This is a genomic window from Cellulosilyticum sp. WCF-2 (assembly GCF_003990395.1).
Classification (GTDB): Bacteria; Bacillota; Clostridia; order Lachnospirales; family Cellulosilyticaceae; genus Cellulosilyticum; species Cellulosilyticum lentocellum.
Window position 1 is genome coordinate 64,918 of record NZ_CP034675.1, and the last position, 19,665, is coordinate 84,582.

14 protein-coding genes and 3 pseudogenes are annotated in these 19,665 nt (G+C 33.9%); 9 read left to right on the forward strand and 8 right to left on the reverse strand.

Translation table 11 applies throughout. The annotated features are described in order from the left end of the window. Positions 1-31: 31 nt before the first annotated feature. The 6 genes from EKH84_RS00215 to EKH84_RS00240 all read right to left on the reverse strand — a co-directional run bounded on the left by EKH84_RS00215 (position 32) and on the right by EKH84_RS00240 (position 7,952). Entirely contained in the window at positions 32-2,326 is a 2,295-nt protein-coding gene (locus tag EKH84_RS00215; protein WP_127064619.1) for a hydratase, read from the reverse strand. A gap of 98 nt (positions 2,327-2,424) precedes the next feature. Beyond that, positions 2,425-3,735, reverse strand: a complete 1,311-nt coding sequence (locus tag EKH84_RS00220; protein WP_190283431.1) for an ABC transporter substrate-binding protein — start codon at positions 3,733-3,735, stop codon at positions 2,425-2,427. A 59-nt stretch (positions 3,736-3,794) separates the two neighbouring features. Further along, positions 3,795-5,570, reverse strand: a complete 1,776-nt coding sequence (locus EKH84_RS00225; RefSeq protein ID WP_127064621.1) for a sensor histidine kinase — start codon at positions 5,568-5,570, stop codon at positions 3,795-3,797. A 35-nt stretch (positions 5,571-5,605) separates the two neighbouring features. Further along, on the reverse strand, positions 5,606-6,010 hold the full coding sequence (locus EKH84_RS00230) for a response regulator (protein WP_013658650.1): 405 nt from the start codon (positions 6,008-6,010) through the stop codon (positions 5,606-5,608). A 13-nt stretch (positions 6,011-6,023) separates the two neighbouring features. Next, the gene (locus EKH84_RS00235; protein WP_127064623.1) at positions 6,024-7,508 is read right to left on the reverse strand and encodes a GTP pyrophosphokinase; all 1,485 of its coding nucleotides are present in this window, start codon (positions 7,506-7,508) and stop codon (positions 6,024-6,026) included. A gap of 180 nt (positions 7,509-7,688) precedes the next feature. Further along, on the reverse strand, positions 7,689-7,952 hold the full coding sequence (locus tag EKH84_RS00240) for an AbrB/MazE/SpoVT family DNA-binding domain-containing protein (protein ID WP_013658652.1): 264 nt from the start codon (positions 7,950-7,952) through the stop codon (positions 7,689-7,691). 427 nt (positions 7,953-8,379) lie between these two features. Here EKH84_RS00240 and EKH84_RS00245 point away from each other — a divergent pair, with 427 nt between their 5' ends. The 4 genes and pseudogenes from EKH84_RS00245 to EKH84_RS22885 form a co-directional block, all read left to right on the forward strand. Further along, the gene (locus tag EKH84_RS00245; RefSeq protein ID WP_127064624.1) at positions 8,380-8,958 is read left to right on the forward strand and encodes a nucleoside recognition domain-containing protein; all 579 of its coding nucleotides are present in this window, start codon (positions 8,380-8,382) and stop codon (positions 8,956-8,958) included. Positions 8,959-8,961: 3 nt separating this feature from the next. Then, positions 8,962-9,495, forward strand: coding sequence for a spore maturation protein (locus tag EKH84_RS00250; protein ID WP_127064625.1), 534 nt, complete (start codon positions 8,962-8,964; stop codon positions 9,493-9,495). 231 nt (positions 9,496-9,726) lie between these two features. Next, positions 9,727-9,999 (forward strand): annotated as a pseudogene (locus EKH84_RS22880) (hypothetical protein); the annotation flags it as partial. Positions 10,000-10,167: 168 nt separating this feature from the next. Further along, a pseudogene (locus EKH84_RS22885) lies at positions 10,168-10,416 on the forward strand (hypothetical protein); the annotation flags it as partial. A 74-nt stretch (positions 10,417-10,490) separates the two neighbouring features. Here the strand turns inward: EKH84_RS22885 and EKH84_RS00260 are convergent. After that, complete coding sequence (locus EKH84_RS00260) at positions 10,491-11,534, reverse strand: YkvI family membrane protein (RefSeq protein ID WP_127064627.1); 1,044 nt, start codon at positions 11,532-11,534, stop codon at positions 10,491-10,493. A 165-nt stretch (positions 11,535-11,699) separates the two neighbouring features. On the opposite strand from EKH84_RS00260, the gene EKH84_RS00265 reads away from it, so the two are divergent. From EKH84_RS00265 to EKH84_RS00275, 3 genes are all read left to right on the forward strand, one after another. After that, positions 11,700-12,287 (forward strand): hypothetical protein, encoded by a 588-nt coding sequence (locus tag EKH84_RS00265; protein ID WP_127064628.1) that lies wholly within the window; start codon positions 11,700-11,702, stop codon positions 12,285-12,287. Positions 12,288-12,408: 121 nt separating this feature from the next. Then, positions 12,409-12,813 (forward strand): hypothetical protein, encoded by a 405-nt coding sequence (locus tag EKH84_RS00270; RefSeq protein WP_013658658.1) that lies wholly within the window; start codon positions 12,409-12,411, stop codon positions 12,811-12,813. A gap of 110 nt (positions 12,814-12,923) precedes the next feature. Then, positions 12,924-14,528, forward strand: coding sequence for an IS1182 family transposase (locus EKH84_RS00275; protein WP_127064629.1), 1,605 nt, complete (start codon positions 12,924-12,926; stop codon positions 14,526-14,528). Between the two features lie 145 nt (positions 14,529-14,673). Here EKH84_RS00275 and EKH84_RS00280 read toward each other — a convergent pair whose 3' ends face one another. Beyond that, the gene (locus EKH84_RS00280) at positions 14,674-15,711 is read right to left on the reverse strand and encodes an HD-GYP domain-containing protein (RefSeq protein WP_127064630.1); all 1,038 of its coding nucleotides are present in this window, start codon (positions 15,709-15,711) and stop codon (positions 14,674-14,676) included. A 328-nt stretch (positions 15,712-16,039) separates the two neighbouring features. Between EKH84_RS00280 and EKH84_RS00285 the strand changes: the two are divergent. Then, positions 16,040-17,681, forward strand: a pseudogene (locus tag EKH84_RS00285) (ammonium transporter). A gap of 141 nt (positions 17,682-17,822) precedes the next feature. After that, the gene (gene asnB / locus EKH84_RS00295) at positions 17,823-19,661 is read left to right on the forward strand and encodes an asparagine synthase (glutamine-hydrolyzing) (protein WP_127064632.1); all 1,839 of its coding nucleotides are present in this window, start codon (positions 17,823-17,825) and stop codon (positions 19,659-19,661) included. Positions 19,662-19,665 lie beyond the last annotated feature (4 nt).

Consider the following 19,665-nt stretch of genomic DNA (forward strand, 5'->3'; position numbering starts at 1 on the left):
ATCTACTTCTTTTAGTCCTTATATCCCTTGTCTATGCTTTATAGTAGTTGATTAAGCAACCTGCTAAAATAATTGCTCTCTCATCATCTGTTAAATCTTTAAGTATCAAAGTAAACTCTTTCATATGATTGCCTAATACGTACGCTTTAATTTCACTTACTTTATCTTTTACAGCAGCTCTAATTCCTGGAATAAAGATATAATCTCCATTGGTAAATGGTAAATCTCCATCTAAAGTAAATGGTACCATACCCCAGTTAATAAGGTTAGAGCGGTATCTCTTGGTCGCATATTCTCTAGCAATATTTGCCCAACCACCAAGTACTTTTTGACAAGATGCTGCTTGCTCACGAGCAGAACCGTCCCCTGGTTTATTAGCATAAATGGTGCTACCAATACCTGTTGCTTTTGGATCAATGCTTGCATAGCCTGGTAAAGCTTTAATCTGATCGAATGCTACTTTAACTTCATCTAATACCTTAGTTGGATCTTCACCTTGAAGTCTAGCTACTTCAGCTTGTTGAACTTCTTTAGCATGTCCCACATAATCTGGTACACGGCGTGAAAGTGTAAATTCAGCAAGACGAAGTGGATTTGAGCGATAACTTGAAGTTTCTCCTGATGGAATAAGCTCATCTGTCGTTGTTACTTCATCATGAATTTCAGCTACTACCTTAATCAGTAAGTCATCTGTTAAATGTGACATTTTTGGCCAATCTGTAATGTTAGGTCCAAATTTAAGTTCAACATCTTTGTCTGCCTTGCCAACACCGTCATAGCAACGTGTATCATAAATGGCTTTGTCAAAGAAGTATTTTGGCTTAGTAAAGTTTAAATCAATCTCTGTCGCTGCTGTAAGTATACCACCATTAAGAGCAGTAGCTGCAATACTACGTGCATCCATTAATGCTACTCCTGATATTTGACCATCACTAGGTTTTGAACCTTCACGGTTAGGGAAGTTACGTGTTGCATGACGAATGCTAAGGCCGTTGTTAGAAGGTACATCTCCTGCGCCAAAGCAAGGGCCACAGAAAGCAGTTCTCATAGTAGCACCAGCTGCCATAAGGTCTGCTACTGCACCATTTTTAACTAAACTCATAAAAGTAGGTTGGCTAGATGGATAAATGCTTAAAGCAAATTCACCAGAACCAATACTATGTCCTCTTAAAATGTCCGCTGCGTCACAGATGTTATCATAGGTACCACCTGCACAACCACCGATAAAGGCTTGTTGTACTAGAAGTTTACCATTTTCAATTTTATCCCTTAAAGTGAATGTTACTTTATTACTAGCAAAGCTTGCTGCTGCTTCTTTTTCTACTTTAGCAAGGATATCCTCAAGGTTTGCATTAAGTTCTTCAATAGTATAAGTGTTACTTGGATGGAACGGCATGGCTATCATAGGTTTTACTTTAGATAAATCAACTATAATGGCCCCATCATAATAGGTCACTTGACCTGGCTCTAATTTCTTATAAGCCTCTTTTCTACCATGCATCTCTAAGTACTCTTCAACCTTTTCATCTGTAGCCCAGATAGAAGATAAGCAGGTTGTTTCTGTAGTCATAACATCAATACCATTTCTGTATTCTACATTAAGGTTCTTAATGCCATCTCCTACGAATTCCATTACTTTATTTTTAACATAACCATTTTTAAACACTTCACCAATAATAGAAAGTGCCACGTCTTGTGGTCCTATTCCTATCTGTGGTTTTCCTGTTAAATAAACAGCTACTACACCTGGTCTATTAATATCGTAAGTTTTATTAAGAAGCTGCTTTGCAAGCTCTCCGCCACCTTCACCAATAGCCATAGTTCCAAGGGCACCATATCTTGTATGGCTATCTGAGCCAAGTAGCATTCTACCACAGCCACTCATCATTTCTCTCATATATTGATGAATAACAGCTTGATGAGCTGGTACATAAATACCACCGTATTTCTTAGCTGCTGAAAGACCAAACATATGGTCATCTTCATTAATAGTACCACCTACAGCGCAAAGGCTGTTATGGCAGTTGGTTAGCACATAAGGCAGTGGAAACTCTGTTAGGCCACTAGCTCTTGCTGTTTGAATAATTCCTACATATGTAATATCATGAGAAGCCATAGCATCAAACTTGATTTTAAGCTGATCCATATTCCCACTTGTATTATGTGCTTCTAAAATACTATATGCTATCGTATTTTTAGCTGCTTCTTCTTTAGAAATAGCTTCTATACCATATTTTTGTTTAATTTCTTTTTCTACGTCTGTATGGCTTTCAATTAACTCTTTGCCGTTAATTAAGTAAGCTCCATTATCAAATAACTTAATCACTTTTCTCCTCCTATTTCTATATGTTTTTATTTCCAATAAAGTCTTTTATTTTATAAATTATAACACAATTTTTAGAAATATAATACATTCTTTATTGCTTACCTTTTAGTAATCTCATTGCTAAAGGTCTCTTCATCTATTTTACCTGTTAAAAAATCAAGAATAGCCACGTTATATTTTTCTGCTGCTTCACTAGACAAAAGCTTGTCATAAGCACCATGGTAATAGTTTTTAGGGAAAAGATTATCACAGGCTTTAAGAGTCTTAAAACTTGTCTTTTTTAAATCTTGAGTTTTATAAACTGGAATGCCCATTCCCTTTTCTAGTACTGCTTTATCAGAAATAGCTTTCATGACTTTCACATAAAAACTCTCCACATCAGCTTCACCTAAAGAGCTATTTCGGCTTAGTACAAAACCATCAGAGTAGCCTGCAACGCCTTCATCTATTAACTTTATTTTCGTAATTGGAAATGGCATCACTTTAACCTTTCCACTCACAATAGATCGACTAGCATCATCTATTGTAGTTGAAGCCCAACTACCATTTATCATCATAGCAGCTTCACCTCTAGTAAAATTATAAACGCATTCAGCGGAACTCATATTTTCATATCCTTCTTGCCAAGGTTCTAGGTCTATCAGTTCTTTAAATAACTCTGCGGCCCTTATAAAAGGTCTTCTCTTAAAAAATATATTATTCTTTGCAATTTCTGTACTTACACCCACACTTCCTTCACTCAAAGTAAGTGACATGTAATATAAAGAACTCATCCACGCTTCATTACCACTTATAGCTAGAGGGGTAATCCCTTTACTTTTAAAGATTTCAACAGTCTTTAAGAAGTCCCCATAATTAGTAGGATAATTCAAATGACTTTTTTCGAATAATTCTTGGTTACAATAGAGTACTGTATCCCATCCAAAGACCGGTAACCCATATTTTTTCTCTTTAAAGGTATAACTTCTAAGCGCATTGTCTACCATTCTACTTTCCAGATCATTTGCTTTAATCGTAAGTGTTAGGTCTTTAACTAAGTCTAATTTTACTAGTTCTTCCAGTCCTCTGTCTCCCCATGTATAAAACATATCTGGTAAAGCATTCGTAGCCGCTGCATTTAAGAGTGCTTCATTATACACTTCTGTTTTGAAAGATTTAAGAACGAATTTTATATCTGGATATTCTTTCTTACAATCTTCTAAGACTTCCTTTAATATATTTTCTAGACCTCCATTGATTGTCCATATTTCAAAGGTTTGTTCTTTACTCTCTATCTCAACTTTTTTATTAACAGCTTCAACCTCACGGTAAATATATTGATTTTTTCCTACAAGGAGCACAATAAAAACAAGGCATAAGCTGCATAATGTCAAAATAATTATTTTATTTGACCATTTATTATTTTCCAAGGGCCTTACTCCTTTTAAGTGCTTTATATTTTTATTTATCACACGAGTATATCACATCCCTAGGACTCCTTAAATAGCTTGCATTGTTGTACTTTCTTGTTGCTTAATGTACTGGTAAAGGGTATATAAATGACTATCTCAGTGTATTCATTAAGACTTGTATGAATTTCTAAAATATCCTTTACATCAGTTAGTTGATACATTAAGCTGAGACGTTTGATAATAGAACGAAGCCCAAAACCTGATTTATTATGTAACTTTTCTTCTTTTAAAATACTTGTTCTAATCTTTTCTTCCATTCCTTTCCCATTGTCTCTGACTATGACAATCATCCTTGGCTGACTTTGGTCTTTCTCTATTTTTACACTTATTTCTAGTGGTTCATCCATAGTTTTAATACCATACTTAATAGAATTCTCTATCAAGGTTTGTAATATCATACGTGGTAGTTTTTCTTCTTTTAGATCCTCATCTATACTGTAGGTAACCTCTAGTAGTGCGGGATTCTTAATAAGCATAATATTAATATATTCTTTGAGAATAGTGAGTTCTTGCTCTACTGTGTTTAGGTCCTCTTGGTTTAAACAAGCACGATAATATTTAGACAAGCTTTTGATGAGTTTTTGGGCATTATCCTTATCTTCCACAGCAACTAATACTGCTACACTATTTAAGGTGTTATACAAAAAGTGCGGATTAACTTGATGGTTAATAACTGATAGCTCTAATATACGCTGCATCCTTTCTTTCTCTTTCACTTCTGATATAAGTGCTGCCACTTTACTGAGCATTTCGTTTAACGCTTTTCCAATTAGCCCTGCTTCCATATAAGCTTCATCTGTTTCGAAACGTATACTAAGATCACCTTCTTCAGTAACCCTTTTTGCTTTTAGTGCAATATTTTCTAATGGATATACAACTTTTTTCCCTAAGATAACAATCATAATACATAAGAAAATAAAGTTAATGAGTGTAACGCCAATCATGATATTTAGCCAATTATCATCTTTGGAAGCTGTTTGTAACGTACCAATTAATTTCATCTCTACTCTACTATAATCTAACTCTGCATGATCATAACGATCCGTCCATTTATCTTGCTGTACCTGGTTTAAACTTCCTTCTAAATAGGCCTTGTATCTTTCTTCTAATATCCCCGTAGGTAAAAAGCAAAAACTCTCCTTAGATTCCTGGTCAACTAATATTGCTTCAAAGTTCATACGTTCTATATAATCCTTGGTTGCTTCTCTTATACTGCTCGGATCTAAAAAAATGATAAGATACCCTAATTGTTCTAAGGTTTCTTTCGAACGGATACTTCTTCCTATATAAAGTGTATTTTCTACTTCTCCACTTATATAGTTCCTACCAATTCCAATATATTCTCCGCCGTGCCTTTCATTAATCTTAGGAATATTAAACTGAGATAAGAAATGTACAGTATGTTTTTTATAAGGCAGTACAGAATACTCTGAAACAACAGTTCCATAAGTATCTACAATATGAATAGATTGAATAGCCTCATTACTTGTTAGACAATCATTAAGTACTTTTGAAATAGCTACCTCATCTATTTTTTGTTTATTTGCTAATGCATTTTGTATTTCTTTATCAACAGCCACTTTTTGAGAAATATATACATTCTTATCTAAAAACAAGTCTAATAAACTCATGAAGGTTCTAGTATCTTCTACCTTGTTAACGTAATCTTTTTTCCCCTGTATCTGTTCGTTAATTTTATTAAAAATACTAAAACCTATAATTAAAGCTATTCCCATTGTCAATAAATAAGTTGTAATCAGAACTCCCCTTATTCCTTTTCCTCTCCTATTCAAGGCCCTTCTCCTAACTTATATGTGTATTTTCCTCATTATATAGATTTTCTTTCTTCTAGGCGTTCTTTAAGGCGACTTAATATTTGAGTCATTTCTTCTATATCTACAGGCTTTAATACATATTCAGCAATACCATACTTAATAGCTGTTCTTGCATACTCAAAGTCTTCATATGCAGTCAGTACAACTACTTCTCTGCTTGCTACTCCTGTACTTGCTTCTTGCTGTCTTACTTCTTTAATAAAATCCAATCCATTCATGATAGGCATCTCAATATCAGTAATAATAACATCTATCTTCTCTACCTCTAATTGCTCTAAAGCTTGTTTGCCGTTCTGGGCCATACAGACAATTTCAAATCCTAACGCATTCCAATTTAACATTTTTTCAATACCCATACGTATAATAGGTTCATCATCTACTATTTGTACATTAAACATTTCTTTTCCCTCCCTACAACCTATATACATACTTGACCATACCCTTTGGTATTTCTATATTGGATTTTGTTGCACGAATGCGATCAAGTAAAGATAAGGCTTTATTATAGTCTACATCTATATTAAACATCATCAATAATTTTACTTCTAACAAATCACTGTATATATCTTTTTCCTTTTCCCACTGTTCATAAGTCCATACATTTTTATAAAGTGCATCTACTACGCTATTAATATGTTTAACCGCCTGGTCTGCCATATTGTCATAAAGTAATTCTACAGAATTAATTTTAATAAAACAGTTAGAGAATTGTGCCAATAAGGTTTCTATAATTTCCTTTGTTTCCTCTATTGTAAAATTAGTACTGAGTTTATTGGTAGCAAGCTTATCATATATTTTTTTAGTATAATAATGCATGAAGGTTTCAAAGTCGCCCCTGTTATTTTCAGGTTCGATTGCAAATAAAATACGGAAAAATAAATTCCATTGGAACTCCTCATTAATGCGTTCTTTAATATGCTCACCTATAAGCTTTGTATGCTGGTCTTCATATCTAATGTTACCTTCAAAGAAGATTTTCTGTGTAAAGTCAATGTGCTTTTCTTCAATTCCTCTCACTTTTTCAAATCCACTTATTAAATGTTGACCATAGTCATTCATTGAACTCTCTAATGCATCTCTAAACACATAACGTACAATAGCTTCACATGAACTCTTAAAATCTACTAATACACCTAGAGTTTCCTTCATGTGTTTTGCGAAAATATCATAAATAAGTTTAGATAGTATAGCTTCTAACTGTTGTTCTTGTCTTTCATAACTTTTCTCGTCACCTTGGTCAAATTGATTAGATATTAATAAAAGCTGCTGATCAATAGTGGTCAAACTATTCTTAATAGATTTCATAATGTCCTTATAAAACTTATCTGCAATAACGTAATTATAATTTTTATATATGACTTTATGTTCAATCTCTCCCCAGAAAATATTAACCAAGGATTTGATTTGCAGTTCAAAATTTACAACCTGTCCATCATCTACATATTTACCATCTATTCTATAAATCTTCATTCCATTTTTTTGTTCTTGTGGTTGTTTGCATGTTAAGCTAAGTAAAATTTTTTCATTAGTATTGCTATAGAAAAAGTCTTCATAAATTTCACTTTTTTCACCAAAGGAACGCTTGATAAATTTGTATAAATCTGTTTCATCTTGAATAAACCTACATTCTAATCGAATACCAATAATATCAGGTACATGTTCAAAAAGCGCTTCTTTTGTATCATACTTTTGATAATATTGATTACGAATGATTTTCTCTTTTAAGCTTTTTTGTGATTTTACTCTTGTATTTATATTGAGATAACCCTTATTGGTAGTGAGCAATAAATTCTCGAAAAACCCTTCTATTTCATTGCCTACCTCCTCTAACATAGGTCTCATTTCTTCTAACTGTTCTAATACACTCTCAATAAATCCAAATAGTTTTAATTCCATCTACTTTTCTTGCCTCCTTACCCTTGTGCTATTCTAGCCAATCTATTTCTTTTATTATACTATACTCAAGTTAAAGTAATATAAAATTTATCAATTTTACATCGAATTGTAAAAAAAGCATAAAAAGCGCATAAAAAAAGCCAGAAAATATTCTTTCATCTTCTGGCTTTTTTTATACTCTTATTCTGTAATTGTTAATCCTGCTAATCTTGCTAATTCTAAGATTGTCTTTTTAGCAACTTTTTTACCTTTGTAATCAATAAGGTCATCCATGCTACCATTAAAGATATCAGCTGGTTCATATTTCTTAAGAATAATTCTGTCTTCATCAACAAAAATCTCTAAAGCATCTTTTTCATTAATGTCTAAATTTCTTCTTAATTCGATAGGTAATACTACTCTTCCTAATTCATCGACTTTTCTTACTACACCTGTTGATTTCACTAATATCCTCTCCCTTTACACTTTTTTCTCATATTTTTCCATGTCCTGATTATAAAGTACCATAATTAACAATTAAAGTCAATTAACTTTTGTATTTTTTTAGACTTTTTAAAATAAAAAATCTATATTATACAATATAATATTTGTCGAAACTTAATAGTGTGCATATTTTATTGATATTTGCTGTAGAATCATCACTAAAACGCCCTTCAAAAATACAACAAATATTTTACATTTACATATATATTATTATTTTTTACAGTTTTCTCCTTTTCCAATTTTACCAGTAACTACTATACTAAAAAACGACAGCAAATGTTTTGTAATCATCATTATAAAAATATGTACATGTTCTTTTTATTAACGCATATATATAGAAAGACAAGCCACTTCAGTGCTTCAGTATTTATATTTAAGGAGGAAGCTTATGCTTAATTATATTTGGAGCTTTATGATTATATTTGCTGTACTTATCTCTGGCTTTACAGGTGGTATGAAAACTATTACCAACTCAGCCCTCTTAGCCTCTGGAGAAGCCGTTACTATTTGTATAGAGACCTTAGGCATTGTAGCTATGTGGATGGGTATTATGCGTATTGCTGAAAAATCAGGCCTAATCGATTCACTTGCTAGGAAGATGTCTCCTATACTTAATTTTTTATTTCCTTCAGTTCCTAAAAATCACCCTGCCAGGAAGTATATTGCTACTAATCTTATTGCAAACTTTCTAGGCCTAGGTTGGGCTGCTACTCCTCCCGGATTAAAAGCCATGATAGAACTTCAAAAGCTTAATAAAGAAGAAGGCCAAGCTACTCATGCTATGTGTATGTTTTTAATTATCAATATTTCTTCAATCCAGCTTATCCCTATTAGTATGATTTCTTATCGCACTGCTTATGGTTCTCATAATCCTACAGAAATTTTAGTTCCTTGTATAATTGCTACAGCTGTTTCTACCTTAGTTGCAATCATTTTTGGTAAACTCATGTATAAAAAGGAGGATTAATCTATGGTAATCTTATTAGGTATATCCGACTGGATGATTCCTTGTATAATGGTCGGTATTATCATTTATGGTCTTTTAAAAGAGGTTAATGCATATGAGGCTTTTATTGAAGGTGCTACTGATGGTTTAAAAGTTGTTATAGATATTCTCCCTACCTTAGTAGGACTTATGATAGCCGTTGGCATGTTACGTGCTTCTGGTGCTTTAACTGGCTTAGCTAAGCTCTTTACTCCTCTTATTGGCTGGTCGAACTTTCCTCCTGAGCTTATTCCTATAGCTTTAATGCGTACCTTTTCTTCTTCTGCTGCTACAGGGCTTATTATTGACATCTTTAAAACCTACGGACCGGACTCCTTTATTGGTAGATTAGTTTCTATTATGTTTGGCTGTACAGAAACTATTTTTTATACCATGTCTGTTTACTTTATGACCATTAAAGTGAAGAAAAGTCGTTATACTTTGGCTGGCGCACTTATTGCTTCTTTAGTAGGTATCGTAGCTGCCTATCTTCTTACACTTAGATTTTTCGGCTGTTAAGTTTTAAGTTTTACATTTTATGCACTCTTCTATAATTTTTCTGTTACTTTTTACCTTTCTATTATATTGTTTTTGCTATAATAATGTTATAATAATGATAACTATAGGGTTTGTTTCGTACAAATGAGATTTTAAGGAGAAATGCAGATGTTAAATAAAATTAAATCTCTATTGAAGAGTTCTTCAGATGTTTATGAAAATGAAATAATGTATCATAAAAATGGTAAGGTCATGTATGAGGGTAGTGTTAAAGGCTCTAACTTTCACGGTTTGGGTAAATATTATGACGAAACTGGTAGACTTTGCTATGAAGGGCATTTTGCTAATGGCCTGCCTCATGGTCAAGGCAAATGCTATTTAGAGGATGGTAGTATTTACGAAGGTGAGTTACATAAAGGTGAGCGTACAGGTATAGGTACTAAACAGTTTTCTGATGGCTCAGTTTATGAGGGGCGCTTTGTAGATGGTGCCATGGAAGGAAAAGGTAAGCTTACTAAACCAGATGGTACTATTTATGAGGGTAACTTTCTTAAAAATCACTTACAGGGTGCAGGTGCTCCAGCTTCTCCTAATCGTGTTACTTATCCAAACGGGGATCAATACATAGGTGAATTCATAGATACTATTGAAAATGGACATGGTAAGCTTGTTATCTCTACAGGTATTTATGAAGGTGAAGTTGTGAATGGACTTCCTCACGGCAAAGGCCATTTCATTTGGAACAATGATTCTTCTTATTATGGTGATTTCCTAGAAGGTCAAATGACGGGTAAGGGGACAATCACCTATGCAAATGGTGAAAAATATATAGGTGACTTTAAAAATGGTTATAAGCACGGTAATGGTATTTATCAAGAAGCTTCTGGTACACAATACGAATGCTATTTTGAAGAAGACCAGCTTATAAGTGCCAATCGCTAATATAAAAATCGGGAAAAGGTAATAGCCAATTACCTTTTCCCGATTTTTATTTCTTCAAAGCTCCCCAACCTAAGTTATTTGTTTTTTATAAAAAATAAGGTACAGTAAAATAAAAATACGAGACTTAACACACCATACATAGGATAGAGAAATTCCACTAATTTAGCAAACCCTATCATGGAAAAGGGGGTTGCTATTAATACTACTAAGAAAATGCCTTTATTGTAGGGTACTTTGTATTTATTCTTTAAAAAATACGACAAGCTGTATACATTGGACACTTGTGAAGAAAACATTTCTAACCACATAATACCTAACATACCTAGTTGCAATAGTTTATTCATTTCCATTGCTAGTCCAAGCAGAGGCACTTCATATAATTGAGGATGAAACGGGTTAACTAGCATTAAAAAGGTAATATAAATGCCAATAATCGTAAGTACTATACTTCCTAATATGATGCCTTTTATAATTTGTTTAGGTTTCTTTAGTTCATTTGTTAACGGTACAATAACACCTATAATCGTTAGGATGTTAAAACTTACATAAACTAAGGTTGATACAAGAAGATTTGTTTTTTGCCTAGGCATTAATCGCAAATAGGAATAGGTAGAAGTCATAGGGTTGTCTTTTATGTATGCAAAAAAAATGGCAGTCATCACTACGATTAAAGTGGGTACCACAAGACTGTTCACTTCAAATAAACCTTCTGTATTTCTAAGCAGAAAAATACTACTACACCCAATCATAATAATGACCCCTAGCCATTTAGGAACGTGGAAATATTGATTCATAATGGAACCACTACCTGCCAAGATAATAGAGGTACTACTTAACAAAAATAAAGTTAGCACTATATTAGTAAATTTAGCTACAGGCTTTGGACACACTAAATCCACAAATTCATTATATGAATTCACCTTAAACTTATCCGTAATTAAAATAATTAACTTACCAAAAACAATATATAAGAGACCGCATAAAATAAGGCCTGCAAACCCTCCTATACCATAAGTAGCAAAAAATTGATTTAATTCTCTCCCTGAGCATACTCCCGCCCCCACTATACTTCCAATAAAGATCATAGCAATTTGCATGATCAAAACAATATTTTTCATTGCCCTCCCCCTTGCTTGTCTTATCCTTTTAATATATATATTCCATTTTTTTTCATTTATGTCATAAGTATGTACAGGAAAAATAATGTCAATTTCTGTTTTGCTGCATATTATGACATTGAGGGCGCTACTCAAATATAACGAATTAAGTGGAGGGATTTTAATATGTCATGTGGATGTAATAATGAAAGCTCAAACTGTGAACACAGCTGTCATAAATCTAGCTGTCAAAAGCAACTCTCTGATGCAAATAAAGCTATTTTAGATGCTGCATGTATTCTTTTTAACTATATCGATAAATACGATTTAGATGACGATGAAAAAGACGATTGTGATGATAGTCATTGCTTTGATGATGATAAACATGACTGTGGCTGTGACCGTTGCTTAGATGATGATGACTGCGACTGTAGCCGTTGCTTAGATGATGATGACTGTGACTGCCGTCATTCTAATGATGACTGTGGCTGCAATCATCGTCGTCATCGTTGCTCAGATGATGATGACTGTAACTGCAGTTGTCGTCGTCACCGTTGCTCAGATAATGATGACTGCGGCTGTGGTTGTCGTCGTGATTGTCGTCGTTGTTCTAGTGATGATGATTGTGGTCGCCGTCATCGTCGTCATCGTCGTCACCGTTGCTCAAATAATGATGATTGTAACTGTGGTTGCAACAACTTCTTTGATAGTAGAGAAAAGCTTGAAATCATTGCCAGAAAAAATCGTCATAGCTGCAGTTGTTGGGGCAGATAATTACCCACTCTAACTTAATTGCTTGCAGAGACATCATGTCTCTGCTTTTTTATTGCTTTGTTGTCATCTTAATAACTTAATAGTTACTTTCCTGCATAGTATGAAGTAGGAGGTGATCATCATGTTAAATCCAATTAAGGTCTCAGAAATCAATAAAACTATAGAAGTATCTACTGAAACACTTATTAATAATGAGCTTGAAATTACTAACACTTCATCTGGATATATTAATAATCTTAAGATACTGATCCAAGGCAATGATTTTTCTATTCTAGAACAAGCTATTATTAGACAACGTGGCTCCTTAAACTTTTCTCCTACTGAAAACTGCTTAGAATTAGGCAACCTTGCTCCAGAAGAATCTGCTTTTTTCGAGTACAAGTTTATATCTTCTAGAAGCTTGTCTTCTCTTTCTTCTCATTTAACAATATCCTATAGTCTAGATAGCGCTTCTGAAGAAAGAAAGCAGATAGTTGCTGAACTTCTTATTCCTTCCGAAAATGAAGTGTTCTTAAAACAAAAATAAAGGGGCTGTCGCGCAATTAATCAATTAGATTAGTTGCACGGCAGTCCCTACTTTTATATAAAATTATAAGGCAGGGGATAATCCCCTGCCTCTGTTGTTATACTAAGTTTATGTGTAACATTGTAAAACAACACAAACAGTATACTGAACTTAGAGGAGCTTATCAACTCCCCCTCCCTATAGATTTTGAAACTGCGATTGCACCAGATGATTCTGTTCGACTCCTTAGCCACATACTGGAGGAATTAAATTATACAAAACTATATCAGGCTTACTCTCACAAAGGGAGAAAACCCGGTGTCGAACCTAGAATTCTCTTTAAAGTAATCGTTTATGCCTTTATGGAAGGCATTTATTCCACACGTGAAATTGAAAAAGCATGTAAAAGAGATATTAACTTTAAGTGGCTTTTACAAGGCTATCCTGCATTAGATCATTCTAACATCGCTAGATTTATCAAAGATTACTTAAGTGATTGTTTGGAAGATCTTTTTTATCAAATGACTCTCCTTTTACACGATATTCATGAGATAAATTTTGAACATCTTTTTATAGATGGCACAAAGATTGAAGCTAATGCTAATAAATATACTTTTGTATGGAAAAAAGTCATTCGCAAAAACGAAGATAAAATGCATGTTAAAATAGTAGACCTTTTTAATCAAATAAATGCTAATTACTTGGTAGATATAGCATTTGATCCTAAAAATGTAGCGACATCCTTATCTAAAGCATTATCATTTCTAAAAACAAAACAATCTGATGAAGGCATTAACTTTGTTCACGGCATAGGCAAAAGAAAAACCCTTTTACAAAAACTTACCGAACAAGCTCAATCATTTTTAGAGAGACAAGAAAAGTATGATAGCTGCAACGCACTGTTTAAAGGCAGAAATAGCTATTCAAAAACAGATACAGATGCGACTTTTATGCATATGAAAGATGACCATATGAGAAATGCACAACTCAAACCTGGTTATAACGTTCAGATTGGTGTTGAAAGTGAGTATATTATCGGCCTGGATATTTATGCTGATCGTAGTGATGTTGCAACATTAATTACTTTTCTAGAAAATCTCCACAGTCATTTAGATGTTCGCTACAAAAATATTATTGCAGATGCAGGTTATGAAAGCGAAGAAAACTATCTTTATCTTGAAGCAAATCATCAAGAGCCTTATATCAAACCTTTGATGTATGAAAAGTGGAAAAAGAAAAGCTTTAAGAATGATATAAGTAAACGAGAAAACATGAGATACATTGAAGATGGAGATTATTATATTTGTGCTGCAAACAAACAGTTAAAAGCACAAGGTGTTATTCACAAAACTTCGACGAATGGCTATGTATCAGAAATAACAACTTATGAGTGTAAAGACTGCACTGGTTGTAGATGTAAAGAAAAATGCACAAAAGCAAAAGGAAATAGACGGTTACAAGTATCTAAAAAGTTTGTGGAAAAACGAGCTATTTCATATGAAAATATAAAATCAGATGTGGGTATTGCACTAAGAATGAATCGTTCTATTCAAGTTGAAGGGGCCTTTGGTGTACTCAAGTGGGATCATAATTTCACTAGATTTTTAAGACGTGGTAAAAATAACGTCAAAACTGAGTTTATGCTCTTATGTTTTGCCTATAACATCAGAAAACTTCACTCGAAAATTCAAAATGAACGATGTGAAAAGCATCTATATCCATTAAAAACAGCCTAAATTTTAGAAGTAATAATTGTAGGTTTATTAAGATGCGCTAAAATAAGAAATATTCATGTACATAGATATAAAATTCCAGTTATATACATAAAAAAGAGTGCCACGAAACTATTTTATAGTTTCGCGACACTCCCTTTATCTATCTTTAAAAAACCTTTACTATATCTATTTGGCTTTGTACATAAAGGTCAATTAATTTGTCATTAACCTTTACAATAGGTCTATATACCGATTGCGGTTGAATAGCATATATCTCTGCTATTTCTCCACTACTTAATAAAACATGATTACCTATATAGTAATTCATGATATTATTACAAAATTCAAGGAGTAAATCCACCTCAAAAGCTCTAAGCTGTGTGCTTCTTAATTCTTTAATCACATTAAAAATATGTTCTTTTTGTCTTAACTCATCATAAGTATCTGCTAGACCTATAATCTTAGCTATATCGCTAATCTTATCTTCCCTTAAACTTAGTGGAAATCCAGAGCCATCACATCGTTCATGATGTGTTAGTACTGCTTTGAGTACTTCATTATCTAACTCGTTAAACTGTGCTAATTTTTCATATCCAAAGATTGGATGCCTCTTATAAGCTAGACGTTCCATTAGGCTTCCATCCATATCATTTTCTTTTAATGCGATGGTTAAATCTATCTTCCCTACATCATGTAATAAGCCCGCTAAAACAAGTTGCTCTAATCTTTGTTCACTATACGCTCTCCATCTCCCCATCATAAGAGAAAGAAATGCCACATTAATACTATGAGTATAGCAATCTTCTTGTAGCTGCGTAACAAGATTAACACATGCTAACAGGTTGAAGTCATCTTTAAAATTTTTAATCATATACTGTGCTAAATTCTTTAGATCTTCAATATTAAGTGCTTCGCCTACCTTATTCTCTCCTTCAATAATACGTTTTAAGGTAGTAGCATAATCTTTATAATATTCTACAATAGTTTCATCCGTCTGCCAGATTTTTTCCTCAGTATTGATATCTACCCATACTTGCGTATGTTGAAAATGATGGACCTTCTTAATACTTTCCTTGGTTAGTTTTCCACCTCTAGGTAAAAGTATAGCCCCTGTCTTTTCATCTACAATAGGTTGAAGCAAAACCATCCCTGGAAGACATTTTGACAATGGAATAATAATTTTTTCTCTAGCTAACTCTCCCATGCTCTATTCCTCCAACTCTAGAATCTACCACTTAGTTTTATAAATTAACTTATATTATTCTACTAATTATTTTATCATTTCAAAGAAATTATGTCACTATATAAGTCATTATTTAATTAATATTTAATATAAGAGTTTTATTTTGTTAATTTTAAATCAGATTAAAAAAATATATTTTTCAAAATATCTTGACAAAATCTATACACATGGTTATTATATGAATCATATTAAATATCGTGACATAGACAAAGGGGTCTATATATATGCTTTTGCATATATATAGACCCCTTTTGTTTGTTTCACAATTTTTATTAGGGAGGGTTTTATTATGGAAGATGTTACTTCTTGGGTAAATGCCATTTGGCTTTTACTTGGCACATGTTTAGTATTTTTTATGCAAGCAGGTTTTGCAATGGTAGAAACAGGTTTTACTAGAGCAAAAAATGCTGGAAACATTATTATGAAAAACTTAATGGACTTCGCTGTTGGTTCTATTATCTACTGGATTCTTGGATTTTCCTTAATGTTTGGTGACAGCATCGGTGGTTTCATTGGAACACCTTATCTCCTTGATGGTTGGAGTGGAAATTCTGATTTCGTTTGGATTATATTCCAAACTGTATTTTGTGCCACTGCAGCTACTATCGTTTCGGGGGCTATGGCAGAAAGAACTAAATTCTCTGCTTACCTTATTTATAGCTTCTGTATCTCAGCTTTCATCTATCCAGTTGTTGGTCACTGGGTTTGGGGGGGAGGATGGCTTGCTAATCTTTCTACACCTTTCCATGATTATGCTGGTTCTACAGTAGTTCACTCTGTTGGTGGCTGGTGTGCTTTAGTTGGTGCTAAAGTACTTGGACCTCGTATTGGTAAGTATGGTAAGGATGGCAAGAGTAATCCTATTCCTGGACACAGTTTAACACTTGGTGCCCTTGGAGTATTCATCCTTTGGTTTGGTTGGTTTGGCTTTAACCCTGCTTCTTCTGCAGATGGTACTAATGTACTACTTAATGGCCGCGTATTTGTAACTACTAATATTGCCGCTGCTGTTGCTGCTACAACAACAATGATTGTTACTTGGGTAAAATACAAAAAACCAGATGTTTCTATGACACTTAATGGTGCTCTTGCTGGACTTGTAGGTATTACAGCTGGTTGTGATATGGTGTCTGCATGGGGTGCCATGGCTATTGGTTTAATTTGTGGTATTGTAGTCGTTATAGTCATTGAACTTCTTGATCACAAATTAAAAATTGATGATCCTGTAGGTGCTGTTGGTGTTCACTGTGGTTGCGGTGTTGTTGGTACACTCTGTGTTGGTTTATTTGCTGTAGAAGGTGGTTTATTCTACGGTGGTGGTGCCAGCCTTCTTCTTTCACAAATTATCGGTGTGGTTTCCGTAGCAGCTTGGACTATTCTTTGCATCTCTATTTTATTTGCTATCATTAAGAAAACAATCGGTCTTCGTGTTTCACCAGAAGAAGAAATTGAAGGCCTTGATATCTGCGAACATGGCCTTTCTAGCTCTTATGCAGATTTTGAGGTTAAAGCTTAAGTTTTTCTGACGATAAACTATAGGAAAGAGCAATGCAGAAATTAAATTATTTAAAGGAGGAACTATGATGGATGCAATTACAAAAATTGATATTATCACAAGACAAAGTAAATTCGAGGAGCTTAAAGATGCCCTTAATGAAATTGGTATTACTGGTATGACAGTTTATCAAGTACTTGGTTGTGGTAATCAAAAAGGTAAAACAGAACTTTACAGAGGGAGCTCTCGCACTATGGATTTACTTCCAAAGGTAAAAGTTGAGATTTGTGTCTCTGAAGTACCTGTTGATTTAGTTGTTGAAACAGCTACTAAGATTCTTAGAACAGGCAAAATTGGTGATGGTAAAATTTTCGTTTATCCTGTTCAAAACGTTGTTAAAATTCGTACAGGCGAAACAGGCGTTAAAGCCCTTTAAGCCGCTAGATGGTTTCATAAAGCTAAGAAATCCTAAATATACTAAAGAGGAAGCATTTATTCGCTTCCTCTTTTCTGCGTTTATGAGATAACTTAATTTCAAAAAGCTCTGTTTATATTACTCAAAAAGGAGTGAGCCCTTATGTGTGGTTTTGCTGGCATTGTAGATTTCAAAAAAATTCTTACTAATGAACAGGTTCATCTAGAAAGCATGACTGATACCTTAAAAATGCGCGGCCCTGATCAACATGGCTATAAATCTTATCCTCATGTTCTCTTTGGGCACAGAAGACTCATTGTTGTAGATCCCAAAGGTGGTCTTCAACCTATGACTAAAGAACAAGGTGGCTTTCAGTACACCCTTATTTACAATGGCGAACTTTACAATACAGAAGATATTAGAAAAGAACTCCTTAATAATGGGTACCAATTTGATTCTTACTCAGATACTGAAGTGCTTTTAACAGCTTACATGTGTTGGGGGGTTAATTGCGTCGAAAAGCTTAATGGTATATTTGCTTTTGCAGTTTATGATGAAAAACTTGAGCAGGTTTTATTAGTACGTGATCAACTAGGCGTTAAACCTTTCTTTTATAGCATTCAAGGTACCACTCTTATTTTGGGTTCAGAAATTAAAACAGTTTTAGCTCATCCCGCTATTTCTCCTACCGTGGACAGAGAAGGACTTACAGAAATATTCGGTTTAGGGCCTGCTGTCAGACCAGGTAGTGCTGTGTTTAAAGAAATAAGTGAACTTCCCCCTGCTCACCTAGCTATTATTAATAAGAAAGATATCGTCATTAAAGAATACTGGCAGCTAAGGGCTACTGAAAATCATGAAACGTTGGAGGAAGCTACCGAACATTTACAACATTTACTTATCGATGCTATTGAACGCCAATTAGTCGGTGATGTACCTTTATGTACTTTTCTGTCAGGTGGCTTAGATTCCTCTGCTATTTCTGCTATTGCTGCTCGTTCTTATAAAAAGCGTAATAAAGTACTTACCACCTATTCTCTTGACTACGAAGATAATGATAAATACTTTAGAGCCTCTATCTATCAACCTACTTCTGATCAATATTGGGCACTTCAAATGGCTGAGTTTATCCAAAGTAACCATCGTACTTATACGATCAAACACGATGAGCTAGCTTATGCTTTAAGGTCTGCTGTTTTAGCTCGTGATTTACCTGGTATGGCAGATATCGACTCTTCTCTCTTCTTATTCTGCAAAGAAATTCGAGAAGATTTTATAGTTGCCTTATCTGGTGAATGTGCCGACGAAGTTTTCGGTGGATATCCTTGGTATACTAGGCCTGAACTTAGGAACCTAGAGACCTTCCCTTGGTCCAATTTTGTTCGAAGCCGCAAACAGCTCCTTTCTCCTGAATACGCCTCTCTTCCTCTTGAAGAAATGGTCCAAGAAAATTATTTAGATAGTCTAAAACTTGTCCCTCAATTAGGTTATGAATCTCTTGACAGACAACGTACCAGAGAAATTTTCTATTTAAATATGAAATGGTTCATGGTTAACCTCTTAAACCGTAAAGACCGTATGAGTATGGCTAATAGCTTAGAAGTACGTGTACCTTTTGCCGATTACCGTTTAGTCGAATACGCTTTTAATTTGCCAGATGACTATTTATTCTATCAAGGCAGAGAAAAAGGACTCCTTCGTAAGGCACTTAAAGGCATTTTACCTGAAGATATTATTTATCGCAAAAAGAGTCCTTATCCTAAAACACACAATCCTATTTATACGCAGCTTGTAAGTGATATGCTTAGCGAAGTTTTGCAAAATAAAAATGCGCCACTCTTTACTATTATTAATAAAGAGTTTGCGCAGAAATTAGTAGATACCAAGGGTGAAGCTTATACAAGGCCTTGGTTTGGTCAGCTTATGACAGGGCCACAACTTATTGCTTATCTTGTTCAACTTAATATATGGCTTGAGAGCTACAAAGTAAAGTTGGTATAAAAGA